Below are 24,749 nucleotides of genomic sequence, written 5' to 3'. Positions count from 1 at the left end.
CTCCCTAAGATAATTCCAGAAAGTTGCTGCACTCATTCTTTCCACACTCCAACTCGATCAAATCCCCCCAATTATTATTATCTCTATTATATCAAAAACCTTCCTGGCTTAATTAGAGAGAGTCTTCTTATTGAAATGATTAAATTATTATTTCGCTTATAGACTGATTCTGGTTTTTAATCGGCTTTAGGTTTGCGATAATATCTAATTCTTTGTAGTAATCCTTGAATTAAGCACAAATAAAGAAACGAAAAAGTGAAGGATCTCGCTTTGATGTTACTAATAGCATTGAAAACTTCCTTTGATTTATTGCGCATTCATCTTAGCACGATAATCGTCTATCATCGCTTGTATCTCCGGATCTGCCGGAACATATGTGATGTCTTAGAGGAATCCGTCATTTAGTGAATCTACTCGTCTAATCTTCAAGATTAAACTCCTCTTGTGAAAATCCTTCATTTTGATTAAGGTAGGATTCAAATTTCGTTCCAAACAGGGTCTCCGGCCGCAGATACTTGTTCCAATCCACATCCCCTCCCCAGTCCGCAACCTTAAAGTCAATCACCTTTTTAAAATCACCCATCGAAAAACCTTTATTTGCTTGAATTAACTCTCTTGTTCTTTTGGAGCCCAATTTAAAGCTCTTATGGGCTTTGTCATTTAAGTATTGAATAATTTCGACAAAAGGTATTATTTTTTTCTCTGTTGTAATCTCTGGTGTTGCTTGGGTTAAACTAATCTCTTGTTCAGCCCAATCAGACTCCATAGCGGGGCTCAATTATTACGGGTAGCTGGCCACTTTGAGCAGCAGCGCTTGTTCATTTTGAACTTCTTGTAACACCTCTATTTTTTGATAATCAATTGTATACCATTTTGTTTGATCTAGCTTAGATACATTCCAATTCCCAGAAAGCAAATAGCCCAGCTTCTCAAGTGATTGAAAGGTGCACTTAATTGTACTCACTGACCAAATTGCAGCTGCCTTTGCCAATCCGGATAGGAATTATACACCCATTTTCTTCCTTCAATCTCATGCTTATTAATTCCAAGCCAATAATGAATCTGCTGTAACACCAAAGCCTCATTCAAACCAACCCTTACCACCATAGAAGGCACCACCATCAATGGACTTTCATTAATCAACAATTTACTCGTCTGAACCACTTCTTAATTGGTTAAAAGTAAACTAGTTGCACCAATGGGGTCTTACCCCTTCCATATGTTCCTGCCACCCTCTATATATAGAAAAAAGTGAAAAAAGGACATGGTCAAAAAATTTTTTGTAAAAAAATAACCAAGATTTACTCTTGAACCATTTTCAAAAGTAAATTTTGGTATTATAAATCATTTCATTTTGCTGGTTTTACTAAATCCTTATTCTTCCGGTTTTTAACTTCTTCCATTTTGGCGTAAAAGCTTTCCTCTACATCGATTCCAAAATAATTATAAAATTTCAGCATATAAGCCAGACAGTCTGACAACTCCTTGCCTACATTTTCTTTAATCTGATTCTTAGCTAATTCAAATGCCTTTTCATCTTCCATGCCATTTTGGACAAGGGTAGCAGTAAGATTAAAGGCCTTCCGCAGTTCCTCCGCTACTTCGGCAACCTCCGTTGTTAGCAGCATGTAATTATTTAAAAGAGAATCTCGACTCTTAGCAAAGCTCTCCTCAGAAATTTCCCATCCCATTTCGTTTTGATATTGTTTCGCAAAACTTTGTATCTCTTTCATGAAATCCCTTCCGTCCTTTGACCGCTGAATTTTGTTAATCAAACGTTTGAATAGTTCTTTCAATCAATTTATCGGGCTGTATTTTGATATAACCGATACTTTCCTGGCGCTATTCTTTCTAGAACCCTGTAATCTTCACTAACAGTTGATGAAGAATTCCCACCGAGTGATTTTGGAACCATGTCAGCTAGAGCCGTCCCAACATCTTTCCATGTATTTGGATATTTTGTTTCAATCCAGGAACTAACTTCTTTGATTGTTCCCTCTCTACCTAAATCATCTAATGCAAGAATAATAGCTTGATAAAGATTCATTAAAAAACACCCTTCCTTTATAATCAACATTAATTCTTCCTAAAAAGTTTCAATAACCAATTAAATAGTCCTTCACCTTTAGATTGCTTCCTGCCTGGTTTTACTAAAGGGGTCTTTTTATATGCAACCTCTGAGGTAAGATGTATTTGTTCACTTAATTTTCCCCTTAAGGAGGCTAGGCTAATATCAGCATTTGGTTGCTCCAAAGGTTTTTTCTTACTTTCTATTTTCGGAACTGCTGCTTTTTTCTTTATTACCCTATTAAGCTTCTCTCTCAACTCATCCATAGTTACTTCCTCAATAACGAATTGCTTTTTATCCCTTTGATTGACAATAATGTATTGTCCATTTACAAATCTAATTATAAACTTCCAATGTACACCGCTTACCTTAGTTTTTACATAGTTTTCTTTTGAAATCATCGCTCTCCAAAAACTCCTTAGATCCGCAAGTAGAAACTTATCAAAAAACCTGATAAGCAGATAACCTTTTTGGTTCTTTCTATCAAACTGTTTCAGATTTACTAATCGAAGATCGAACCAATTATAGGAGTTTTGAACGGAGGGAGAAAGAATGAAATAACTTCCTTTAACATATATAGTCGTATTTGATACCTGCCTTAAATCAAGTTCATTAATAAGGACATCCTTATTAACATCTCTCGCTGCAGAATGATCCCCAGCCATTATCTATTCTCCTTTTGACCTATATTTTCCAATTAATTCTATTATAGCAAAAGCCTGGCCACCTCAATATGCAATATTAGTAAACTTGCTCTAGTACTTTTTGGTTGGAAAATAGGAGAGCATGAGGATATCTTTTCATCACTTGAAAGAGAAATTAATGAGGAATTGGGTTGTACACATACATTCTATTCACATCTCATTCTTTGTTGAAAAAAAACTATCCATTAAATAAATCATAGTCTATAAATTCAAATAATTTTAATCAAACGTTTGAGGTTTTTTTTCGCCTTTTTTGAAGAATAAGGATAATTTAGCATCACTTTCTTCACCTCTTTCGAATCCCTTAAACTATAAAAATATCATTAAAAGACTTTTTCTTTATATTCCTAATCAATAGGCCCTTAATCGTTCTGTTTAAAAAGCAAATCTGAAGTATATGTTGAATTAGAGTAATCACTTTTTAAGCTATACCTTTACCTATAGATTATTTATTTGCCAATCAATCTCCATACTCCCAATTTCCCTCAAAACCATATTTGCTTTGGAAAATGGCCGACTGCCGAAGAAGCCATTATGTGCAGAAAATGGGCTCGGGTGAGGAGATTTAATGATGAAGTGCTGGGATGAAGTAATCAATTGTTGTTTTTGTTGTGCGAAATTCCCCCAAAGGATGAATATGACAGGTGTCTCCCTTTGATTCAATATTTCTATAACTCTATTCGTAAACAACTCCCAACCGAGACCTTTATGGGAGTTTGCATTTCCTGCCTGGACAGTCAGCACGGCGTTTAGCATTAGGACCCCCTGTTTAGCCCATTTCACTAGGTAACCATGATTAGGAATAAAGCAACCCACATCATCCTGAAGCTCTTTATAAATATTGCGTAATGATGGAGGGATTTTCACTCCCGGTTTAACGGAGAAACTTAAACCATGAGCTTGTCCAGGTCCATGATAGGGATCCTGACCGATAATGACTACCTTTGTATCTATATAGGAAGTGTAGTGGAGTGCATTAAAAATATCATGTTGATCCGGATAAATGACCTTTGTTTGATATTCCGTCAGTAGTTTTTTCCTTAAGAGTTGATAATACGTTTTCTCAAATTCCTCCTCCAATAAAGGTGCCCAATCATTTTTTAATATTACCATTCTCATTCACTCTCTTTTCTAGATTGTTAGTTTAATTATAAGTATCTAGAAATACTTTGCACCATAAAAACACGAACAGTGCCAGGCACGGTTCGCTGAAAATAGATTCGGCATTTGCCAAATCTTTTCTTATTCTACGAAGTACACAATTCTGTAACAACTTTCTGCAAATCAGCCTGTCCTTTTGGCCTCTAGATTCCTATATAGAGGGTAGAAAGGCTGGTGCATTTTTGTGAATTTGAAATCAGGCAGAATTGAAGGGTTTGAGCGGTATTCTCAGTTTAAAAGTGTGAAGGAGTTTAATACGCATATCGAGATGTGGTTAGCGATGAAGAAGCAGGAGTTTTCGAAGGGGGAATTGGTCGGGTTGAAACGGCTGGTTCGTTTTTCAGTAAAAGTTCCTGGAGTTTGTAATGCAAAGATTGGAACATTACTAAAAGCAATTAATGAAGAGTATCAAGGTAACGGTATCTCCCGCTCAACATTTAAGCGGATGATCCTCAAAGCAAAAGAATTAGGAATCCTCACCATCTATGAAACAGAACGGAAAAATGGTTCACAGTCTAGCAACCTTTATAGCTTTAATCGTTTCCCACAAAGTGAACCACCCAAGCCGAAAAAATTGGACCAGCCTAAAGAAACTAATAATCTTTTAAAAACAAATAATCAAAAGAATAATAAACGTAACGAAGCGCCGATTGAACTCGATCACACTTTTGTTAGCGATAAAGTTCCACAAGCATTTGTCCAGCTCGTAAAATATTTCTTCTCTGATGCGAAAACAATTGAGGAATACTGGCATATGGTACAAATCTCTGCATTTCGATTTGAATGTGACCAAAACACAGAAGACGTTCTCAGCATAGCGATTCAGTCCTTTAAGCAACTTATCCGTAAACTGAAATCTACCAAGCAGGTAGTAAAACCGATTGCCTTCTTTTATGGAATTTTAACCAACAAATTGAAAGAACTCTATCTCGAGCAATTGCCAAAAAACAGAAATGAGAGTACGCCGTTACGCTATGTGCTCGAAACAGGCGAAGTCATGTACTATGATTGGCTGCACGCTTAATGGGAGTTGAAAATGATAGAAGGTTTTATACTCCATAATTGAAATGGCTCTGCCTCTGTCTTTTCTATTTCATCGTGGCTATTTTATATACAAACTACAGAGCCTTTCTCCATTTAGGTCACATTAACCTATTTATCGACAAGGTCTGCTAACCATTCTTTCAATCAATCGTTTGATTAGAACAGGCTTAAACCCTTTTAATAAACGAACTTTGGGCTGTTTTTCAAGAGTTTTTTTGTCGAGGATTAGACCACTATCTTAAGGCATTATTTTTTGGAGGATTGTATTCTTTTTCACTAAGCTCAATTTGTCCATATTTTTTCATGAAAAAGTACCCCCACCCCGTGATTTTCTAACCTTTATCAAAGGTTGTAAAAAGACGAAATCAATGATATGCTATATTGGCATCTGGAATACCAGATACCAAATGTTCTTTACGTAGATATTAACAATACTGATAATTTCTTAAGATTTAACTACTATTATGATAAAGGATGAAAATTGATGAGCTTCTCAAAGGCAGAACAACCCCAATTATTTAAAGATCATGCCTATAAAGAAATTAAGAAAGGAATTATTCAACACAAAGTCGAACCTGGATCCATGCTATATGAACGTTCACTTAGTGAAAGCCTTGGAATTAGTCGAACACCATTAAAATTAGCTTTGCAACAGCTAGAACTAGAAGGGTGGATTCAGTCTTTACCACGAAAAGGAATTGTGGTCCAAAGCATTAATAGACACGATGTAGATGAAGTTTTTCAACTGCGAAAGGCAAATGAAGTTTTGGCCATCGAACTATTAATTCCTCTTCTTGATGACGAAACAATCGAAAAAATTGAGAAGGTAAATAAACAACTATTGGACATCAAGGAAGACCCTATACAATTTATGAATGCTGATTCATCCTTTCACTTGTTCCTTGCAGAGTTAAGTCAAAACCATCGGCTGAATCAATTAATCCAAAACCTCACAGACCATGTTAATTGGTATGGACTCGTTGCATTAAAGTCCGGAATAAGCTTAGACGAGGTTTATTCCGAACATAAATTAATTATTGAGGGGCTAAAAGCAAGAAATTTAGACCAAACAACGGATGCTGTTTTGAACCATCTTGTTCACTCACATCGCACAATAGTAGCAAATCTTGGGGAGTGAAAAGAATCATCCATAAACTACATCTTCTTCCGATGTACGATACTATTCATTTATTAAGAAAGAAAGGAAGAGGACAACACAACATGAAAATTCTCACCATTGTATTACAAATTTGTATTTTATATATCTTTTCTTTCATTGGGACTTTTATTCAAAACCTTTTCCACCTGGTCATTCCGGGTAGTATCATAGCACTCTTATTACTTTTTGTTTGTCTATGTTTAAAAATAGTTCCAGTAAAGTGGATTGAAAATGGAGCAATTTTTTTGCTAAGTATATTAATGTTATTATTTATTCCAACAACAGTTGGTATCATGAACTATCCTTCGTTACTATCTATTCATGGTGTATTGCTCGTTGTAGCCATACTATTAAGTACCATCATTTCAATTGCAATTTCAGGAACAGCAAGTCAATTTTTTGAGAAAAAAGCACAAAAAAGAAAGGATGATAAAGAATGCCACAAGTCCTTCTCGCATTCTTCATGATTTTATTAACCGTTGTTGTTTATTTTGCAATGACCAAATTGTATAAGAGGTATTCCTATTCTTATTTACTACCCATTCTAACAACATCGGTCCTAATCATCATCATCCTTTTGCTACTTAATATTCCATATAAAAATTATATGATGGGCGGGCAATGGATTAATTCCCTTTTAGGTCCAGCGGTTGCAGCACTTGCTTATCCTTTGTATAAACAACGTCATTTTTTAATGAATAATTTATTCACAATAGTAGGAGGAGTTTTAATCGCTACTATTTCAGGAATGGTTAGTATTGGCCTCCTAGCTAAGATATTCGGGATAAATCATACATTAATTCTTTCCATTATTCCTAAATCTCTTACTACTCCTGTTGCGATGGAAGTAGCTAAAGGATTAGGAGGTAATGCCTCTATAGCCATTTTTAGTGTTGTGATTGCAGGAATACTTGGTGCAATAGCAGCTCCTACTATCTTTAAATTTATGCGGGTGCACAGCCCTATTGGCAGAGGTATCGCTCTTGGCAGTGCCTCACATTCCATGGGAACTTCTAAAGCTGCCGAATACAGTGAACTCACTTTTTCAATGAGCTCGGTTTCAATGGCATTATGTGCAATCATCGGTACCTTTTTAGGACCAATTGTTGTGCGGCTTTTTCACTTTTGAGAAACTCTTCATATAAAATATAGTTTACTTATACATTTAAAAAGTCTAATTTCTTTTATATGCTCTTTGGAAATTGGACTTTTTATCTGGAAAAATTGCTTACGAACAGTGCCAGGCACTTTTCGCTGGGAATTTCTTAAGAACATCAAAGATGAGATTATATGCAAAAATCCTGATAATAAGCCAGCGAAAAAGAAGCAGCCCAAGGCATAATTCCATAATAGGTTTGCAAATAAGTATTTACAAATACATAGTACTGGGGGAATGTCCTTGAAATATTTTATTGTATACTTCACTCCTACATATAATCTAACCACTGAATATTAAATGAAAGGGAAGTCGACTAATTTTCTGTTAAACCGGATTGAATAACTCGGGGAGTGACAGATAATTTTTATTAAAATGTAAATATTATAGGAGAAGTGGGATAAGGTTCCAGTCCCCTTGTCCCGTGTCCGAGAGGTGAGTTTTACATGCCATTTAAAAATCAACATAAGTTACTTTCACCCGTGGAGCTTAAGAAGCTTATCCATGATCCTAAAAATCAATCTAACCAAAAATTGATGATGGTCTTTGTTGGGTTTGGTAAACAGTCTGAATATAAGGATGGATTTATTCCAGGTTCCCTGTATTTAGATACAAATTCGATAGAAGATGGGCCTTTATGGAATCTTGTTTCCAACAAACAATTAGAAAAGGTTATAAATGAATTAGGGATTCGTCATGAAACCACCGTTATTGTTTACGGAAAGAAAATAATGGCTGCTGCTCGAGCGGCATGGGCATTCATGTATGCAGGGACTGATGATGTTCGTTTACTGAATGGAGGAATCGATGCATGGAGGGCACATGGATATAGCATTGAAGAACATCCTTCTGATGGACAAGAAAGCACAGGTACTTTTCATCTTTTACAGCCAAAACCAAACTATCTTTCCACAAGGAATGAAGTTGAAAAAGATATCCACGATAAAGACTCCGTAGTGGTTGATGTTCGCAGCTGGATTGAATATTCTGGTCAAACCACTGGTTATGAGTATATGAAAGAAAAGGGTCGAATCCCTAATGCTGTATGGGGCTATGCTGGTTCTGACCCCCATCACATGGAAGATTACGAGAACAAAGATGGAGTCCTCAAAAACCTTGAAGAAATAGAACAATTATGGAAAAAAGCAGGAATTACCTCAAATAAAAAAGTTACTTTTTATTGTGGTACTGGCTGGAGGGCGAGTGAAGCGTTTTTTATTGCCCATTTATTGGGATGGCAAAATATTAGTGTTTATGATGGCGGATGGATGGAGTGGAGTCAATCAGATTAAATAACTCAAGCTACTTCAATGTTAGAGTAGTAAAAAGAAGATAAGCAAATGCTCATCTTCTTTTTAATCTACTTATTTAATAAGCCCGTTTTCTTTTAACCATTCTTCTGCAACTTTTGCTGAATCTTCTTTGTCGAGTTCAACTCTTGCATTCAATTTTTGCATTTCTGCCTCATCAATTTGGTTAGATAACTTATTTAATGCATCTTTCAATTCAGGATGTTCCTTAAGGACTTCATCCCTAATGATGGGTGCTGCGTAGTAAGGCGGGAATAATTGTTTGTCGTCTTCAAGAAGAACTAAATCATAGGCTGCAAGTTTACCGTCAGTCGAATAGGGAACAATCACATCGATTTCTTTGTTTATAAGCGATTGATACCATAATCCATAGTCCAGCGTTGCTACTTTAAAATCTACACCATAAAGATCTTGCATAACTGGATAGGCATCTGAACGGTTAAGCCATTCTTGTCCGGTTCCAAGTGTTAATTGATTGGATACAGCTGCTAAATCAGAAATCGTTTTAACCCCTAATTCTTTTGCTTGCTCTGCACGCATAACGACAACGTAGGTATTATTGTACCCTAGTTGATCTAACCATGTAACGCCATATTCTTTAGGAAACTCTTCTGCTACTATTTTATAGGCTTCTTCAGGAGTTTTAACCGGTTCATGTTTTAATATATTAATCAATCCAGTTCCAGTGTATTCAACGTATACATCAATATCCCCTTCTTTTAAAGCATTCCAAGTGATGTTGGCGCTCATTCCCGTTTTTAACTCCGCATTTAAATCTGTTTGATCTTCAATCAATAGTTTCATCATGTTAGCTAGAACTTCTTGCTCTGCAAACTGTTTTCCACCAATTGTAATGGTATCCGATGATTGAGAACATCCAACCACTCCAAAAAGAAACGCGAAACTAGCTACTGCTAGCATAAATTTACGAACTATTTTTGTTTTATTAATTGTCTTCATTTAAATCCTCCTGATTTTTTATTATTTTTTTGTATGATTCGTAATCTCTTAGGTGTTAATTTATACTCAAGAGAAATTAATAATCGATTCACAATAATGGCAAGTAAAGCAGTCGGAACGGCACCAGAAGCAATAATGACAGGATCGATCATGCCTATCCCTCTCACAATTAAATCCCCTAATCCCCCAGCTCCAATATAGGTTGCAATCGTGGCAATTCCTAATGTATGAACGGCAGCCATTCGAACACCTGCCATAATAACATTACGACCCATAGGGATTTGAACCATCCAAAGAATTTGTTTCCTTGTCATTCCCATTCCATACCCAATTTCAATGAGCGATTCATCTACGTCTCGAATGCCTGTATACGTATTTTGTAGAACTGGAAATATGGAGTAAAGTGTTAAAGCAATCATAGCTGGAAGTGTTCCAATCCCGAAAAATGGAACCATAAATCCTAATAAAGCCAGACTCGGTATCGTTTGAATAGCAGAAACCAATCCAATAAACTTATTCGAAAGACTTTCATGATTAGCAAGAAAAATTCCTAATGGGATGGCAATCAAGCAAGCAAATAAGAGGGGGATAAAGGATAAATAGATATGTTCTAATGTTTTTGTTAAAATTTCTATCCAATTCATCTTTTTGCACCTTCGTAATCATGCATCGAATACATGTGTTGAATAAATGAATCTTGAAAGTATCTATCCCCAATAAATTCACGAACAAATTCATTTTTGGGTTGACGTAGTAGATCAATAGGATGACTACTTTGAACTAATTCTCCATCTTTAAGTAATACCATCTGATCTGATATCTTTAATGCTTCGTCCATATCGTGAGTCACAAAGATAATCGTCTTTTTCAGTTTTTTTTGTAAAGAAATAAGCTCATCTTGTAATTGAACGCGGCTAATTGGATCAAGAGCACTAAAGGGTTCGTCCATTAAGATAATGGTTGGGTCTGCACAGAGAGCTCTTGCTACTCCGATCCTTTGTTGCTGGCCGCCGCTAATCTCACTTGGATAGCGATAACGATATTGTTCCGGGTCAAGGCCAATTAGGTTTAAAAGTTCCGTTACTCTATCCTTTATGTCTTCCTTCTTTGCACCTTTTAATCGAGGAACAATCGATATATTTTCTTCAATCGTCATAAGAGGAAATAGACCAATTTGTTGAATCACATATCCGATATTTCTCCGCAGATTAACTGAATCCATTAGACCGATATCTTGTCCATCAATAAAAATATTTCCCTCATCGGGTACGATTAATTTATTAATCATTTTGAGAGCCGTTGATTTCCCGCATCCGGATGGTCCAACAATGGTTGTAATTTTTTCTTTTGGCAGAGTTAAATTTAAATGCTTTATCGCATACCTAGATTCAAAAACTTTACTGATATTAACAAACTCTACCGCTGCAGTATTCTTCATATTTACATAATATCCTCTCATATGATCTAACTATTGCCATTGTTGGCAAAGGATCAAAATACCTCTAATTCTAGATTTATTAAACACATCGTAAATTTTAACATTAATCTTATCTATTGTTACATTCAATCTATCTATTTAATCGACAAATTTCTATCTATTTTTTAGATATCTATGCCTTCCTCTTGTACCTTATTCGGGTATGACACTTCCATCTGACCGTTATGGCGGGATAAACAGTACAAAAAAAACTGCCGAAGCAGTTTTAAGGAATTATAGGCTAACTTTAATTATTCGCTCTTTTTATAAGGTAAGCTTTCATTTTTAGGTAGCTCCCATTTTTCCCCATCAATGTATAAGGCATCTATTCGCTCACTGTAAAAACATAAAAGACCTTTGATTTCTTGAACCGCTGGAAGTGGGTCTTTATAAGTCCAAATGATATCTTCATATAGCTTGTCACCAATTTTCACAGAATAATAATTGGCAATTCCCTTATAAGGACAGCGTGTTTCCGTATCAGATGGTAGTAACACATCTTGATTTATATCTTCAATAGGAAGGTAGTAACGTGAGACCAAGCCGGTTTCAAAAACAAGTACAGGACGGTGACTATCTGCGACCACTTCACCACCTACAAGAGCTTGTACATGACGGGAGCTTGGGATCGCATCCACTCGTCTATAAGGATCACGGGCATGGACAAAGATTTCTGTCTCTTCTTCAAACCAAGCATCTGTTTTACTCCAGTAAAAAGAGATGTATCCTTCAATATCATGCGCCACAGGCTTAGGTGTTAAATAACTCCATGCTGCATGTTTGGAAATCTTATCCCCTACTTTTATAGACCAATAGGAGGCCGTACCTTTATGGGTACAAACCGTTTGATGATCAGATGGTACCAACAAATCCATTCGAACATCCTCTCGTGGAAAATAATAAACAGGAAGCCTCCCAGCTTCAAAGGCCAACACTGCCCGTTTGCTATTCACAATGGTTTCCCCTCCGAATTTAACCCTTACCCATCTAGGAGATGGTTCCACTCGAAAATGCCAATCAGTCCCAGGAATTTCACAAGCAGTAGAATCCATTTCATCTATCATTCTTTTCACCCTTTTTAATAAAGTAGACTTCCATATTATCCTTTTCCAATAGCTCTTCTTCCATTTTTACTCTCACAAATGGAAAGGGATGGTATTTGATCTGTACTTCAACAAGCTCATAAAAAAATCTAATTGATTATATCATACTCATGTTTTATTATAATACAGTCGACTATACGTTAATACACTAAAACGTTAATACACTAATTTAGTAATCTCTTTTTGCACTAGCCGCGCATTACTGTAAATAAATCGAATAAAATAAAGTTTTTATAATAGACGAATTGCGTTTTGCTTTTGGCCAAACTAAAGCCATGCCCGGGTAGCAAACATTGCCTGTCACTGTTTGCTAATTTAAACACATGAGTTTCTGTTGGGTTTCATTTATTTAATTTTCTCCAATTCGTCTATAAAAGCAGGTCTTTTTTTATATAGGCCCATTAGTTCGTTTATTGCTTCCACTTGTTTTGGCTTACCAGCTATCTTTTTATATCTTTTGATTATTTGACATACCCCTTGATAATCTCTTCGATTGGATGAAGTTCTTGCTGCAGAATGGATAAATGTCTTATAAATTTCAATAACATCTTCTTTAAAAAGTTTGACCAGCTTCTCAGCATAATCTTCAATATATCTAGGATTGTCTCTTACAAATGCCAAGATTTCTTCCAGATCATTTTCTTCCTCTATCATCCTAAGGAATATACGAGTGTTCCAACCTTTCTTCGTTTTCAGTTCTTGCTTTATGTTTGTGTAAAATTCGCCTTGATTTTCGTTGCCTAGTTCTTTTAAGTCATGGTAATATTCAAAATCACCAGCAAACAAAAGCTCCTTGGCTAATACTTGCTGTTCTTCTTTTAGTGAAAGGAATTGATATGCTCTGTACCGATATTTTTTCCAATTCGAAAGTAATCCTGGATATTGGTGATCCTGCGTTTCTCCTTTTTCAGCCACTTCAATAACTTTGTGGAAGTTTTTTTCCTGAAGGTATTTATTCAATAACTGCTCTCTGAAAGATGAAAACTCAATATGCTCGTGAATAAATTGTTCCGCTTCATCCTGAGAACCATATTGCTCAATTAGCTGAAACAATAGCTGGAGCATACTTTCGTTGCTATAATGCATGTAGCGGTTGCTTGACTTTTTATCAAGCATGGACTCAACTTTATTTCTTAGCTGCTCCCTAAGCATTTCATCATCCGCAAATTCTAAACAAATCCTTAGTAAATCAATCTTGTAATCTAACCAGCCCTCAAAAACCTCATGATCGGTCTGAGCTAATAGTTTCTCAAATACTTCTGTTCTTTGATTGCTTATATCATTCCAGCTCGTGGCAATTTCCTCTATTACTTCAAGTGTTTCCGTTACAAGAAAACCAATATCGCCGCTGGAATCATCCGCATATTGAAATGCACCAATTGCTTCCTCAAGTAATAGTAGTGCAATATCCAATGCTAGTAGTACATTTTCAGTATTTCTAGCCTTTTCTACTACACCATCCAGCTCTCTTACAAAAGCACCGGTATCTCGATATTTGATAAAACCTTCTCTGCCTGTATACTTCCGCACAATCGAGTCGATTAACTCCTGACATGTCTCAAGCTCATTTTGAGTGTCACTGGTTGAGTACTTAACAATGAGACTGTTTTCTAACGTAGTGTCACTTTTTGCGATATTTGTAATGATATTTATCAATTCTTCTTTTGATAGATTATTTAAAACCTCTTGAATTGTCGTTCTCTTGCTGGTCTTTTTCTTTTGATTTAACATTTCATATAGTTGAAAATAGGCTGCCACTTCGTGTTTACATACAGGTCCAAAATCATAGGGACAATCACACTCGGAGTTTAAAATATCCCCATTATCCCCAATCTTAACTAACACTTCGTATTCATCGCTACCTTCAATCTGAAAAATATATTCGTTATCCCCTTGTTCAAAGGCTTCTACGACATTTCCTTCAATGTAATAGCTATACCCTCTGTCTACTATTGTTTTGTTTATACCGTATTCAAAATTATTAATGTTCATCTTTAGTGCCTCGCCCATTCCAAAATCGATTTATGATCCATCTTCCACATTCCCTAGATATTTTCTAAGCAGCACTTGAGCCTCTTTTATCCCATCTTCGGTTAAATAAACGGATTTAGATTTGACACTTCCTCGAATCAAATCCTTTTCAGTAAATTCGTTTAATACCTCAAACGAGTATCCCTTCCAGCTTCTCCTCATTTCTCCAGGAAGGTCATTTTCCTTCCATGATGTTAAATACATCAATAACAGAGTAAGCTCCTTAATCTTTTCCTCCATGTTTAAGAAATCCTTTCTATGATAAAGTTTATTTTAGCTTATTCGAAAAATTAGCACCTTACAATAATGTTTTCACAACGTTTGCTCAGTTAAACATAGGAATGAAAGGTTATTAGAGTCCAAAGGAAAAAGTACCTAGTATAGAAAATGGCATAAGAATAGCGAACAGTGCCATTGGCACTGTTCGCCAAAGAAAGCAGGAAGAAGTAATTAACCTTGTCCTTGAGCTTAGCCAGTTGCCGGTAGAAAAAAAACAAGTAGAGTAAATTGCTTCTCTACTTGTTTTACTTATTCACAAATATCAATCTAAATCAATGACGACACTCTTTGCCTTCGTAAAGATTTCAATGCCTGGGTAGCCCATTTCAGCACCAATCCCGCTTTGCTTAAAGCCTGCTAGTGGAACCGCTGAGTTACTATTATAGTAACCGTTTACCCAAACTGTACCAGCTTCAAGGGCATTGATCACTTTATGAGCTTTATTGATATCTCTAGTATGGACGCCAGAAGCCAAGCCGTACTCTGTTAAATTGCCGCGCTCGATGACTTTATCGACATCAGGATGGCCTGTAATTGCTTCACCTGTTGTACTTCCAGGGCCAGTAACAATATTGGCAACTCCGTCAGGGAAGCCTGCTTCTTTAATGAGTTCACCTAAATATAATGTACTTAATGAAGTAAATTGGGATGGTTTTAAGACCGATGTATTCCCAGCTGCTAACGCTGGAGCTAATTTCCAAGCTGGTCCTAGGATTGGGAAATTCCATGAGGCAATTTGACCACAAACGCCAATTGTCTGTCTAATGCTGTACGCGTGTTTATTCCCGCCTGTAGTTAATGTCATCGTTTCACCATTTAATTTGGTTGCCCAGCCTGCATAATAACGGAAATGTTCCGCGGCACCTAATACCCAGCCATAACGAGAGAGACTTTCAATACTGCCAAAATCAATTGTCTCAAGATATGTTAATTCATCTTGATGCTCTTCAATTAAATCCGCGAGCTTATTAATTAACCTAGAACGTTCAGCAGGGGAAAACTGTGACCATGGACCCTTGAACGCTGCCTTTGCTGATGTAACAGCCTTATCAATATCTCCTTCACCAGCTTCATGGTCTAACCAATATATCTCTAAAATTTTCAAACGCAAATTTACATTTTTAACAAAAATCGTGTTCCCTTACTATTACTATTGGGGGGATTTTTGAACGCTCTTCCCTGTAAATATAACTAGGATGTGCAAAGTGTATTACTTTAATCCACTTCTTACTTTTCCTAAATTCAAATTGATATACATCACCAGGAGCAAATCCTTGTAATGATTAATATTTAAAGGATGCTAATGGCTTCTTGGATATAACCGCATTGCCTGTGGAGGTATGTCACACATTTACCTTAGAGCATTTAGTGCAGGCATTCCACATGCTATTATTAATTCCAAATTAGGTAATTCATCTATTTCTTGAACTAGATATTCATTACTACAAGTCCTTAAATTACCCTTCTAGTTTTAATTGTCGAAAAATTTTTGTATAGCTGTTGTAGGTAGTCGAATATCCCCCCGCAACCATATCTTTGTGTATTTGCTGCCTATTTTATGATAAGGTTCCCCGCCCAATATAAACTTGTGGTACACCAAACACCCAACACCATCATATCCTATTTTGAATGTTTTATCTTGTTAATAAGTATTAAATTAGATGAGGTGATCTATATCAAGAATCTAGTATTCGTTCGAGCAAGCGACAAATCCCTGCATAAGGAGTGGATTGAACCGAAAAATGCTAAAACTTTCGAGTTATATATCGAATATTATGGGGAACATCCTAAACGTTATCGCGAAGATGCCGATTATTATAGTCATAATCAAACAGGAACAAAATTTCCCCGCTTTTTTGATATCATCAGTCAAAACCAAAGTCTTCTAAACGATTTCGATGCAGTGTGGATTGTAGATGATGATATAAGTATAAGTGCTGACACCATTTCGTCCATGTTTGAACTGTTTCATTTACATCATTTATGGCTAGCCCAACCCGCTTTAACAAAACATTCCAATCTCTCATTCCCAACTTTATTTCAAGACCCTCAATATACACTCCGATATACAAATTTTATTGAAGCAATGGCGCCTATTTTTTCCAAGTCAGCTCTCCAAAAGTGCTGGAGAACGTTTGAAAAAAGCACCTCTGGTTGGGGACTTGATTTTGTTTGGCCTAAGCTTTTAGAATATCCTTCAGATAGAATTGCCGTTATTGATGCTACACCTATATCCCATACCAGAGTGAGTGGGGACCTTTACAGTTCCATAAATGTTAACCCATTTGACGAAATGAACCATGTCTGTGAAATCTATGCAGTTAGAAATGAGGTAGATAAAATCAAAATTTTTGGAGGAATCCCTAATGAAAACTAGTGGCCATGATCAAACAATTGGATTAATACCCTGCGCTGGTAAAGGAACCCGACTGGGACTGCCATTCTCCAAAGAACTATTTCCCAACGTTCATAGTGATCGATATAATCCAATTATTTTTTATACAATTGAAGCAATGAAGAAAGCTGAGATATCTCATATTATATTTACAATTAATCCTGAAAAAGCAGATTTATTACGATTTCTTGGGAATGGTGAAAAATTTGGTATGGAATTTACTTACTGTATTCACCCGATTCCTCGTTCACTTCCAGAGTCAATTCATGAATCTTACCATCTATTAAAGGAGAAAACAGTCTTATTTGCTATGCCGGATACATTTGTTCAGCCATATGATTTTTTACTAAAGTTACGTCAATCTCATGAAAACTCAGCCGATCAACGAGAAGTGACGCTAGCATGTTTCCAGACGAATCACCCTGATAAATTCGGCATGGTCGAATTAAGGAACGAAAAAGTCATCCGGATCGAAGACAAGCCAGTTCAAACTGAATTAAATTGGATGTGGGGCGCTATGATATGGAACCCAGCTTTTATTGAAGATCTCCGTCATTTTATTGAGTACAACAAGGATAGGACTGAAAAGGAGCTCATTTTGTCTGATGCTTTAGATCCTCTTATTAAAAAGAGGCTTGTTCAGGCAGCATGTTTTGACGAGGGACTGTATAAAGATCTTGGGACTTATAATGAAATTAAGGAATGGAGCCGTATGAATCTCTAAGGTACTTTAATATAAGATAAAAAGGGAAATTGTATATTTAATAGGGTCTGTAAGCTACCCAACAAGTAGCTGACAGACCCTTTTTGCTCTGAGAGATGATATATTTTCAAAGTCATAATTATACTTTTTCCAATACATAAGCGTTAGTACGAATCCGCCAAGGGTTTAGGTGATACCTTTACAGACGGGGTATTAGTGGAAGCACCAATAAAATTCCTTGGCGGCTAAAATTCACTGCTGAAAGGAAATGAAGACAAAATGTTTGTTCGTTATACCAATACTATAAAAACAGAGTAGACTTTTTCGACTACTCTTCAAAAACCCTCATTTACTTGTGATACGGTTAAACGTACCATATTAATCAGCGGTAATTTCTAACACTGTGTATTATTAACGCTCGCCTAATTCCTCCTTCCAGATCTCTCCTAGTTCTTTTATTGCCTTTTTTCCATCCCCTCTAAAAGATGACCCATGCATAGTAGCAAGGGTTGAAGGATTAAGTTCTGCTAGATTTTGGAGAATCTTTTCGGTTGATGAACTATAAGGGATATATTCTGAAAAAGGACTTTGTTGGTAGTTTCGTAATAATTCCCGACAGCGATCGGATAAACTAGATTCTGTCAAAGCCTCAACATCTCCATTTTGATGAAAAAGATCAGACGTAAACAATGTTTTATCCTTCCCCTCGAATAATAATCCCGCATCCCAACCATGAGGAACATGAGGAGTTCGGATATGCCTAAATTCTTTTTTTCCTGTGATTAGCAATTCATTTTCTTGAAGTATACGTGCAGGACGTAGGGCAAAATCATTTATATTGACGAGAGCACCAACCAATCCAGTTACTGCTGTCGCATTCGGTGCGATTGTCAACCATTCATTCAACGCCCCGCATTCATCTGATTCAAAATGACTAAAGCCAATCCAACGCAGTGTAGTTGGGTCGATTATACGAGACAGGGCTTCTTTCATTTCAGGAAACATCGCTTTTAACCCCGTATGGTATAACAGTGGTTCTTCATCTTTTACTAGAAAATGATTGAATTGCATACCCACCTGTTGAGCAAAAATAGAAATGCGATAAATATCCGGTGCTATTTCATCAATTTGTGCCAACTACAACATCCCCTTAACTAGTTTTTAGTTGATAAATCTAATCAACATTAAAATAATATTCGGGAAATGCTTAAACTAATACAATTTATCTAAGCCTTTAGTTCTCACTATTAATTCTTTTAATAGTTATTTTATAGTTTTAAACTAAATCCTCCTACGGAATATATATAGGAATACCTGATTATATCCCTGCTTAAATCTTGGTTATAAAAAAAACATAAAAACCGCCTCTATTTGTGGTAAGGTTCACCGCACCTATTAAAGCGGCAGTTTTTTAGACTAATAAAGAAAAAATTAATTCTTGCAGAACCTATTTATTTTGATTGTTGAGAAAATCCCCCTCAATGAAGCCCGCTCACAATCAAGCGAGCTTTTTTATATTTCAAGACAATAACTACATATTATTATTTTCCACTCAAGGGCTAAGTTCTTTAATTCATTTGAAGTATATCTTTAAGATTATTAGCCAAATTACCGATTGCAACCTTATTAGTACCAGTTACATAAAGAGGCATTTTAATTAATTCCCCATTTTCAAACTCTCTTCTACATCTAATATAGTCCTGCTCGTTCCATAGGACATTACCTTTTAATTTGTTAAATTTATCTTTAAAAATTTTATAAAGGACTTCTGTATCTAAATTATTTAATGATTCCTTTTGATTATTTGTAATATCTTGTAGTACGTCTGATAATATCTTAAGAAAAGCGCCTACTCCTAGAGTTTTTGCTAATTGTGATTTCTTTTCGGATAGGAGCAAAATTTTTGATTTCCCGAAAAGAATGAAGTTGTGCTCATGGTCACCCTACCACCAATAAAAAGCCACCAGAACCGTCCCCATGGTCACAGTTTATAACCTAATTTCCATTTCTTCTTCCGCAATTTTAAATCCTTTTGCCTCGATTTCTTGGCGAATGATTTGATCATTGTCAATGGCCGGATTGGAATGATTAAGATGGGTAAAATAAATCTCAGTCTGTTTCGTTAAATCTTGCAGCCGTTCCATCGTCTCCGTCATGAGCGGATGGGGAATTTCACGAATATCACGGCCAATATGCTCAAGATCTTTCGCAGAATGAAAAGTCCCATCCAGCAAACAGATGTCTGCTTCCTCGCAAACGCGATGAATGTCATAATTCCACTCATGCCAGCGATCAATATCCGGAACATAGAGAACTTTCTTATTCGGTCCCTTAATCCAAAAAGCAAAGGTCTCAGAAAATTCATTGCGATGTGGTACATCGACAGGCGTAACGGTGACAAGGGGAGATATACGTATGTCTTGTCCATCCCGGATTTCTTGTATATTGATATTGCCAAGCTTCGTTAATTGGCTCCAGGGAGCTTGTTCTTCTAATAGCTGTTTCATTTTTCTCCCCGCCATTACGGGGATTCCGCTTGCACCGATGGCTTCTCGCCCCAAAAATAAAAGGCCTGGATAATGTCCCAAATGGGCATGTGTTAGAAAGATGCTCTCCATCAGCTTTCCTTTCAGATCGTACTGCATTTGCAGCCTTGCCATTTGCTCTTTCAAATCAGGAGTTGCATCAATCAAATGCCACATCTTTTCATCAGGCAGGATAACTGCTAATGATGCAGCGAGGCGCCTAAACTGTGGATAGTTGATGGCTTCCGTACAATTTTTGCAAAAGCAATTTGGATGGGGCAGCCCTGCATCTTGCGCCGTTCCTAATATACGTAAGATAACCTCACTCATATTGCAACACTTCCTTTATCATCCTTATCTTTAGATTCATGACTATAATTTTTCTTTGTAATCGTCCAGCCCGTAAAACCGAATAAGATATTCATGAGCGGAACGAGGAAGGCAAAGAAGGCATACGGAATAAATTCACCTGGACTGACACCAAGAATACCCGCAGCAAATACAGCAGGGACGCTCCAAGGAACGAGATTGATTCCAACCGTTCCCGCTGCTTCTACACATCTTGAAAGGTTCTTTGTGTCAATGCCCATTTGTTTATAATTTTTCACAAATGTTCTTGCTGGTAAAATAATCGCTAAAAATTGTGCACCACTGGCAAATGCTACAACAAAGGTAGACAGGATCGTAGTGCTGATTAAGGTTCCAGCCGACCGAACTTTGGACAACATTTTTTTCGTTAATACCTCAAACGATCCCGTCTCCTCTAGAATTCCCCCGAGTGCCGTTGCTAGAATCAACAATCCAATCGTCCCGAGCATGGACATGAGTCCCCCGTTATTTAACAATGAATCCAATGCTTTTACGCCAGACTCGACATGGAATCCATTGGTCATCACTTGAATAATAGAAGTCACGGTTGCTCCCTGTACGAAAATGGCCAGCAATCCGCCTAAAATACTAACGCTCATTAATGCCGGGATTGCAGGTGTACGTTTAATCATTAAAATGATCGTTAAGACAGGCATCAATAATAATAAAGGATGGATGACAAATACATCATTCAAACCTGTTTTCATTGCTTCAATAACCTTGGTATCTGCACCGCTATTGGAAGCGGATGCTTGACTAACGAACCAATATAAAATGATGGAAATTATGAATGCCGGAATCGTGTCCCAAAGCATGTGCTTCACATGACTAAATAAATCTGTTTCGGCCATCGCCGGAGCAATGTTTGTCGTATCTGAAAGGGGAGATAATTTATCACCAAAGTAGGCACCGGAAATGACTGCTCCTGCTACAAGCCCCGGAGGGAAACCGAGTCCTTCACCGATTGCCATAAAAGCAAGCCCAATTGTCGCAATCGACGTAAACGAGCTTCCTAATGTGATCGAAATAATTCCAGTTACCAATGCCACAATAGGTACAAACATAGAGGGTTCAATAATGGAAAGTCCATAGTAAATCATGGTTGGGATCACACCGCTTGCAATCCACGTTCCTACAATGATTCCGATAATAAGTAAGATAAAAACGGCAGGTAAAGCACGCTCCACCCCTTTCACCATCATCTGCTGGACCTCATCCCAGCTCCAGCCGGCAGCAATGGAAACGACTGCGGCTGCAATGACACCAATCATTAACGGAACATGCATCCCCGCTTTCCATATGAAAATCGATAAGGCGGCAGCTCCAATTAATGCCAAAATGGGGATTAACGACATCCCGATAGAAAGTTCCTTTTTCATTTACATCTACTCCTTTAAAAAATTAAATAAAAAAAGCCCCCATCCCAAAAAGGGACGGAAGCTCTCCGCGGTACCACCCTAGTTAGCAGATTAAATTCTGCTCGCTTGTTAGATAACGGCCGAAACCGGAAAACAGCTCCTTATCTGTAATTCACCTTACCTCTTGCCTGTTTTGCAGCACCCAACAGGTCTCTGATTTCAAAGATGGTAACAGCTACTTTAATAATTCAACGCTTTTATGCTTTTATGCTTTTATGCTTTTACGCTTTTACGCTTTTACGCTTTTACGCTTTTACGCTTTTACGCTTTTACGCTTTTACGCAGTTAAGTATAAAACAATAATAGTCGAGTAGAGCTTCATAAGTCAATCTTTTTTATCTTTTAGGGTTCGCTGTAAACAGTTTACCTGAAAGTCCCACACTCCGGTCTCTTTTTATTGGAGGCAATGGGAGAAATTTTTTAATTCGTACACGAATGATTCTTTGATAAACGAACTAAATAAAGATGGCTTTCATACATTTCGACTGCATTTGTTTTATCTTTAAGAGTAATTTCGTAGATATATGGTCTGTTCATTAAAAACGGAAGAATGGGTTCCCATTGAATCAAGCCCGTTCCCAGTTGCAATCCATCATGTTTCTGACCTTCACTATCGACAACATGTAAATAATGAATATAGGAAGCTAATTTTTTTATCTGCTCTAGCAAAAGTGAGTTATCACCCTTAAAGGAGATAAAGGCGTGGCTAATATCATAGGCTAATGGCAAATGTAATGGCTTGACGATTTCCTCGAACCAATTCGTGTTTTCGGCAGTAAATAGTCCATGGATGGAATTCTCCCATAAAAAAACATCTTTTCCGTATGTTAAAATTTGTTTAATTTCATTGGCCATTTTTTCATTATTTTCATTATTTTCATTATTTTCATTATTGATGGCTGAGGTGGCAGTTGGTAAATAGTGAGGGTGAATGACGCATTTTATCGAATGGGTTAAACAAATTTCAGCAAGAATCCGAGTAGATAAATGATAGAAAAGATAATCTTCTTTCTGTTCGTGGATAATATTTAAATATCTCCCATTGTATTTTATCGGGTGATGCAAATAGACATCATAACCTAGGCTTAAAAGCATGGAAATGGTATTTTCTAATTGTTTTCTTTTGTCTTTAAACAAATCGTCTTCCTGTAAATGCAGTTCAATAATATCTGGCTTATATCGTAATCGATCATACAATTGTTCCGGGTCGGACGAACATTTTAAACCTAACTTCAGCATTACTCATCACCCCTTTCATTGAATACTGAAATGGAAATAAATGTATTATCTCTTCCATTATAACAAATTAACAAGTATACTTTCGTTAACTTTATATAAACTTTTAAACTCCATCCTTTACAGGCTCATCCAATTCACGCGGGCCACCGGGACGGTTCTCATGGTTCAATTATGGTTAGGTCCCTCCATAAATCCTAAAATGGTTCCATGATTAATACCGACTTACATTTTGTGATGGCTACAATTGGCTAATAAATTTATTTTCCGCGAAACTTCAAAGGTATAGTAAAATTGCTTCTCACTATATGTAACTATGCTTATCTATATTCTAGTTTCATTTATACTCATTGGGCCACTTACTAGGTAGGTGTCCCCTTCTGCTTCAAAAACCACCAATAAAAAGGAAGCAGAACCGTCCCTTGGTCTGCCAACTTTTCGACAATTCTCAGCCCTCTATGTATGAGAAAACATAGCGTTGACAGCATGTACAGCGATTTTAATCAATTGATTAGTTAATATTAATTCTATTAAACAAACGATTGATTAAAAGTGCCGTAAACCCTTGTGAAAAAAGAAAAGTGAGCTGTTATTTGGTAAAATTTTTGTCGAGGAGAAAGTATTTCATCTCAATTATTCTGCACTAGTTAGAACACCATAAAGAATTAAAAAAAACCTAATCCCTCAGTATTTTAGCGAGGAATTAGGCTTTTAATCTTCAGCAATTGCGCCCTTGCACGGAAGATCGCTTATAGGTATGGTAGAAAAACTCACTTAAATCAGGACTTTCTATCTATAGTTTTTTACATTTATGTGTGTTTCCAATAAGTATTTGTTCCATTATTTTTTAGAATTGCATGATTCGGGACCTGTTTAATTATAAGAAGGAGATTAAGGATATCAACAGATGATGCCATAGAGTTTAGAACGATCAAAAATTTTAATGTCGGTGTTAATAGTCCAAATACACCTAATAATAATGGCAAAATGATTGAAAGAATCATGAACGGAGCAATGGTAATGAAGAGATATCTTGATTTTGGAATCTCCTCCTCCGTTACGACAAAGCCCCCGAAAAGAGTAAGACCTACATATGTTTTTTCTGATTGAATAAATTGAGGAATGAAAATCAAATGAAGTAATTCATGAAGGATTACAAGTAAGACTAGCCAAAAAATAATACCTAAGTTAATGGATATTGATATTGAATTTGATGTAAATCCAAACTCACTTAAAGAAATAGAGGAAATGATACTTATGATCCCAATAGAGATGATTGCAGCGACGACCATTAAAGGAATCGAAAACAAAATAGCACTTATTAAATTCTTAGGTTCTTTCATTGGAACCCATCCACTTTTAATTAAGTCCAAATGTAAACCTGGGTTACTTTTTGGCAATTTGTTTAGTATTTTCATTAAACTCCCCCCGCTCATACCTCAATTCAAGAAATTTGAAACTACCCTACCCTGAAAGTTTAATGAACATCCTACATCCCCTTCTACCTTTTATCCTCTTCTAACGAAGGAAAAGAAGATCAACAACCCGACCACCCCAACAATATTCAACTCAACTACATTCTATCACTGTTTATCTATCTAACAATCTATCAATCATCGACAAATATCGAGGAGTGACAGTGGTTGACCCC

The 24,749-nt window shown here is 36.6% G+C and carries 26 protein-coding genes, 1 pseudogene and 1 other annotated feature; of the genes and pseudogenes, 7 read left to right on the top strand and 20 right to left on the bottom strand.

Features of this window, described 5'->3' with window-relative positions; translation table 11 throughout:
• Window positions 1-418 precede the first annotated feature (418 nt).
• The 7 genes from J2Y03_RS24365 to J2Y03_RS24335 form a co-directional block, all read right to left on the bottom strand.
• Complete coding sequence (locus tag J2Y03_RS24365; protein WP_310199314.1) at window positions 419-766, bottom strand: conserved phage C-terminal domain-containing protein; 348 nt, start codon at window positions 764-766, stop codon at window positions 419-421.
• A gap of 15 nt (window positions 767-781) precedes the next feature.
• Window positions 782-964: a hypothetical protein gene (locus J2Y03_RS24360; protein ID WP_310199313.1), complete on the bottom strand. Its 183-nt coding sequence runs from the start codon at window positions 962-964 to the stop codon at window positions 782-784.
• Window positions 961-1,107 carry a hypothetical protein gene (locus J2Y03_RS24355; protein WP_310199312.1) on the bottom strand — a complete coding sequence of 49 codons (147 nt, stop codon included), beginning with the start codon at window positions 1,105-1,107 and terminating at the stop codon, window positions 961-963. Before J2Y03_RS24355 ends, J2Y03_RS24360 begins: the two co-directional genes overlap by 4 nt.
• A gap of 242 nt (window positions 1,108-1,349) precedes the next feature.
• Complete coding sequence (locus J2Y03_RS24350; protein WP_310199311.1) at window positions 1,350-1,733, bottom strand: MazG nucleotide pyrophosphohydrolase domain-containing protein; 384 nt, start codon at window positions 1,731-1,733, stop codon at window positions 1,350-1,352.
• A 68-nt stretch (window positions 1,734-1,801) separates the two neighbouring features.
• Window positions 1,802-2,047, bottom strand: a complete 246-nt coding sequence (locus J2Y03_RS24345) for a hypothetical protein (RefSeq protein ID WP_310199310.1) — start codon at window positions 2,045-2,047, stop codon at window positions 1,802-1,804.
• Window positions 2,048-2,076: 29 nt separating this feature from the next.
• Entirely contained in the window at window positions 2,077-2,733 is a 657-nt protein-coding gene (locus J2Y03_RS24340) for a hypothetical protein (protein ID WP_310199308.1), read from the bottom strand.
• Between the two features lie 477 nt (window positions 2,734-3,210).
• Entirely contained in the window at window positions 3,211-3,885 is a 675-nt protein-coding gene (locus J2Y03_RS24335; RefSeq protein WP_310199306.1) for a uracil-DNA glycosylase, read from the bottom strand.
• 232 nt (window positions 3,886-4,117) lie between these two features.
• On the opposite strand from J2Y03_RS24335, the gene J2Y03_RS24330 reads away from it, so the two are divergent.
• From J2Y03_RS24330 to J2Y03_RS24310, 5 genes are all read left to right on the top strand, one after another.
• Window positions 4,118-4,957, top strand: a complete 840-nt coding sequence (locus J2Y03_RS24330) for a hypothetical protein (RefSeq protein WP_310199305.1) — start codon at window positions 4,118-4,120, stop codon at window positions 4,955-4,957.
• A 504-nt stretch (window positions 4,958-5,461) separates the two neighbouring features.
• Window positions 5,462-6,115: a GntR family transcriptional regulator gene (locus J2Y03_RS24325; RefSeq protein WP_310199303.1), complete on the top strand. Its 654-nt coding sequence runs from the start codon at window positions 5,462-5,464 to the stop codon at window positions 6,113-6,115.
• A gap of 83 nt (window positions 6,116-6,198) precedes the next feature.
• The gene (locus J2Y03_RS24320) at window positions 6,199-6,603 is read left to right on the top strand and encodes a CidA/LrgA family protein (protein WP_310199301.1); all 405 of its coding nucleotides are present in this window, start codon (window positions 6,199-6,201) and stop codon (window positions 6,601-6,603) included.
• Entirely contained in the window at window positions 6,573-7,265 is a 693-nt protein-coding gene (locus tag J2Y03_RS24315) for an LrgB family protein (RefSeq protein WP_310199300.1), read from the top strand. The genes J2Y03_RS24320 and J2Y03_RS24315 overlap by 31 nt, the downstream gene beginning before the upstream one ends.
• A 473-nt stretch (window positions 7,266-7,738) precedes the next feature.
• The gene (locus J2Y03_RS24310) at window positions 7,739-8,584 is read left to right on the top strand and encodes a sulfurtransferase (RefSeq protein WP_310199298.1); all 846 of its coding nucleotides are present in this window, start codon (window positions 7,739-7,741) and stop codon (window positions 8,582-8,584) included.
• 72 nt (window positions 8,585-8,656) lie between these two features.
• Here the strand turns inward: J2Y03_RS24310 and J2Y03_RS24305 are convergent, their stop codons facing one another.
• The 7 genes and pseudogenes from J2Y03_RS24305 to J2Y03_RS24275 form a co-directional block, all read right to left on the bottom strand.
• Entirely contained in the window at window positions 8,657-9,562 is a 906-nt protein-coding gene (locus J2Y03_RS24305) for an ABC transporter substrate-binding protein (RefSeq protein ID WP_310199296.1), read from the bottom strand.
• The gene (locus J2Y03_RS24300; RefSeq protein ID WP_310199295.1) at window positions 9,559-10,206 is read right to left on the bottom strand and encodes an ABC transporter permease; all 648 of its coding nucleotides are present in this window, start codon (window positions 10,204-10,206) and stop codon (window positions 9,559-9,561) included. The genes J2Y03_RS24305 and J2Y03_RS24300 overlap by 4 nt, the downstream gene beginning before the upstream one ends.
• 62 nt (window positions 10,207-10,268) lie before the next feature.
• Window positions 10,269-11,000: pseudogene (locus J2Y03_RS24295) on the bottom strand (ABC transporter ATP-binding protein); the annotation flags it as partial.
• A gap of 290 nt (window positions 11,001-11,290) precedes the next feature.
• Window positions 11,291-12,103, bottom strand: coding sequence for a DUF427 domain-containing protein (locus J2Y03_RS24290; protein WP_310199440.1), 813 nt, complete (start codon window positions 12,101-12,103; stop codon window positions 11,291-11,293).
• Between the two features lie 384 nt (window positions 12,104-12,487).
• The gene (locus J2Y03_RS24285) at window positions 12,488-14,152 is read right to left on the bottom strand and encodes an SWIM zinc finger family protein (protein WP_310199293.1); all 1,665 of its coding nucleotides are present in this window, start codon (window positions 14,150-14,152) and stop codon (window positions 12,488-12,490) included.
• Between the two features lie 12 nt (window positions 14,153-14,164).
• Window positions 14,165-14,413: a DUF6429 family protein gene (locus J2Y03_RS24280; RefSeq protein ID WP_132095489.1), complete on the bottom strand. Its 249-nt coding sequence runs from the start codon at window positions 14,411-14,413 to the stop codon at window positions 14,165-14,167.
• Between the two features lie 301 nt (window positions 14,414-14,714).
• Window positions 14,715-15,557, bottom strand: coding sequence for an aldehyde dehydrogenase family protein (locus tag J2Y03_RS24275; protein WP_310199291.1), 843 nt, complete (start codon window positions 15,555-15,557; stop codon window positions 14,715-14,717).
• A 534-nt stretch (window positions 15,558-16,091) separates the two neighbouring features.
• On the opposite strand from J2Y03_RS24275, the gene J2Y03_RS24270 reads away from it, so the two are divergent.
• Window positions 16,092-16,829, top strand: a complete 738-nt coding sequence (locus J2Y03_RS24270; RefSeq protein ID WP_310199289.1) for a DUF707 domain-containing protein — start codon at window positions 16,092-16,094, stop codon at window positions 16,827-16,829.
• Window positions 16,819-17,571, top strand: coding sequence for a sugar phosphate nucleotidyltransferase (locus tag J2Y03_RS24265; protein WP_132095487.1), 753 nt, complete (start codon window positions 16,819-16,821; stop codon window positions 17,569-17,571). The genes J2Y03_RS24270 and J2Y03_RS24265 overlap by 11 nt, the downstream gene beginning before the upstream one ends.
• Before the next feature lie 390 nt (window positions 17,572-17,961).
• Here the strand turns inward: J2Y03_RS24265 and J2Y03_RS24260 are convergent, their stop codons facing one another.
• From J2Y03_RS24260 to J2Y03_RS24235, 6 genes are all read right to left on the bottom strand, one after another.
• Window positions 17,962-18,687: an oxygen-binding di-iron domain-containing protein gene (locus J2Y03_RS24260; protein ID WP_310199285.1), complete on the bottom strand. Its 726-nt coding sequence runs from the start codon at window positions 18,685-18,687 to the stop codon at window positions 17,962-17,964.
• Window positions 18,688-19,118: 431 nt separating this feature from the next.
• On the bottom strand, window positions 19,119-19,448 hold the full coding sequence (locus J2Y03_RS24255) for a hypothetical protein (RefSeq protein WP_310199283.1): 330 nt from the start codon (window positions 19,446-19,448) through the stop codon (window positions 19,119-19,121).
• Between the two features lie 90 nt (window positions 19,449-19,538).
• Window positions 19,539-20,405 carry an MBL fold metallo-hydrolase gene (locus J2Y03_RS24250; protein WP_310199281.1) on the bottom strand — a complete coding sequence of 289 codons (867 nt, stop codon included), beginning with the start codon at window positions 20,403-20,405 and terminating at the stop codon, window positions 19,539-19,541.
• Window positions 20,402-21,823 (bottom strand): Na+/H+ antiporter NhaC, encoded by a 1,422-nt coding sequence (nhaC, locus tag J2Y03_RS24245; RefSeq protein WP_310199279.1) that lies wholly within the window; start codon window positions 21,821-21,823, stop codon window positions 20,402-20,404. Before nhaC ends, J2Y03_RS24250 begins: the two co-directional genes overlap by 4 nt.
• Window positions 21,824-21,870: 47 nt before the next feature.
• Window positions 21,871-22,063 (bottom strand) — a binding site (T-box leader).
• Between the two features lie 219 nt (window positions 22,064-22,282).
• Entirely contained in the window at window positions 22,283-23,101 is an 819-nt protein-coding gene (locus J2Y03_RS24240) for a TIM barrel protein (protein WP_310199277.1), read from the bottom strand.
• Between the two features lie 806 nt (window positions 23,102-23,907).
• Window positions 23,908-24,516, bottom strand: coding sequence for a DUF3267 domain-containing protein (locus tag J2Y03_RS24235; protein ID WP_310199275.1), 609 nt, complete (start codon window positions 24,514-24,516; stop codon window positions 23,908-23,910).
• Window positions 24,517-24,749 lie beyond the last annotated feature (233 nt).

This window comes from Neobacillus niacini (assembly GCF_031457145.1).
In the GTDB taxonomy this organism is placed as follows: domain Bacteria; phylum Bacillota; class Bacilli; order Bacillales; family Cytobacillaceae; genus Neobacillus; species Neobacillus niacini_J.
Note: the sequence above shows the minus strand (reverse complement) of the source record. Positions and strands in the feature narration are given on the sequence as shown.

Coding starts and splice junctions, on each gene's coding strand:
- J2Y03_RS24310 (WP_310199298.1), top strand. CDS start 7,739: ATGCCATTTAAAAATCAACATAAGTTACTTTCACCCGTGGAGCTTAAG.
- J2Y03_RS24250 (WP_310199281.1), bottom strand. CDS start 20,405: ATGAGTGAGGTTATCTTACGTATATTAGGAACGGCGCAAGATGCAGGG.
- J2Y03_RS24285 (WP_310199293.1), bottom strand. CDS start 14,152: ATGGGCGAGGCACTAAAGATGAACATTAATAATTTTGAATACGGTATA.
- J2Y03_RS24350 (WP_310199311.1), bottom strand. CDS start 1,733: ATGAAAGAGATACAAAGTTTTGCGAAACAATATCAAAACGAAATGGGA.
- J2Y03_RS24290 (WP_310199440.1), bottom strand. CDS start 12,103: ATGATAGATGAAATGGATTCTACTGCTTGTGAAATTCCTGGGACTGAT.
- J2Y03_RS24345 (WP_310199310.1), bottom strand. CDS start 2,047: ATGAATCTTTATCAAGCTATTATTCTTGCATTAGATGATTTAGGTAGA.
- J2Y03_RS24305 (WP_310199296.1), bottom strand. CDS start 9,562: ATGAAGACAATTAATAAAACAAAAATAGTTCGTAAATTTATGCTAGCA.
- J2Y03_RS24280 (WP_132095489.1), bottom strand. CDS start 14,413: ATGGAGGAAAAGATTAAGGAGCTTACTCTGTTATTGATGTATTTAACA.
- J2Y03_RS24340 (WP_310199308.1), bottom strand. CDS start 2,733: ATGGCTGGGGATCATTCTGCAGCGAGAGATGTTAATAAGGATGTCCTT.
- J2Y03_RS24235 (WP_310199275.1), bottom strand. CDS start 24,516: ATGAAAATACTAAACAAATTGCCAAAAAGTAACCCAGGTTTACATTTG.
- J2Y03_RS24365 (WP_310199314.1), bottom strand. CDS start 766: ATGGAGTCTGATTGGGCTGAACAAGAGATTAGTTTAACCCAAGCAACA.
- J2Y03_RS24240 (WP_310199277.1), bottom strand. CDS start 23,101: ATGCTGAAGTTAGGTTTAAAATGTTCGTCCGACCCGGAACAATTGTAT.
- J2Y03_RS24320 (WP_310199301.1), top strand. CDS start 6,199: ATGAAAATTCTCACCATTGTATTACAAATTTGTATTTTATATATCTTT.
- nhaC (WP_310199279.1), bottom strand. CDS start 21,823: ATGAAAAAGGAACTTTCTATCGGGATGTCGTTAATCCCCATTTTGGCA.
- J2Y03_RS24300 (WP_310199295.1), bottom strand. CDS start 10,206: ATGAATTGGATAGAAATTTTAACAAAAACATTAGAACATATCTATTTA.
- J2Y03_RS24265 (WP_132095487.1), top strand. CDS start 16,819: ATGAAAACTAGTGGCCATGATCAAACAATTGGATTAATACCCTGCGCT.
- J2Y03_RS24355 (WP_310199312.1), bottom strand. CDS start 1,107: ATGGTGGTAAGGGTTGGTTTGAATGAGGCTTTGGTGTTACAGCAGATT.
- J2Y03_RS24325 (WP_310199303.1), top strand. CDS start 5,462: ATGAGCTTCTCAAAGGCAGAACAACCCCAATTATTTAAAGATCATGCC.
- J2Y03_RS24335 (WP_310199306.1), bottom strand. CDS start 3,885: ATGGTAATATTAAAAAATGATTGGGCACCTTTATTGGAGGAGGAATTT.
- J2Y03_RS24315 (WP_310199300.1), top strand. CDS start 6,573: ATGCCACAAGTCCTTCTCGCATTCTTCATGATTTTATTAACCGTTGTT.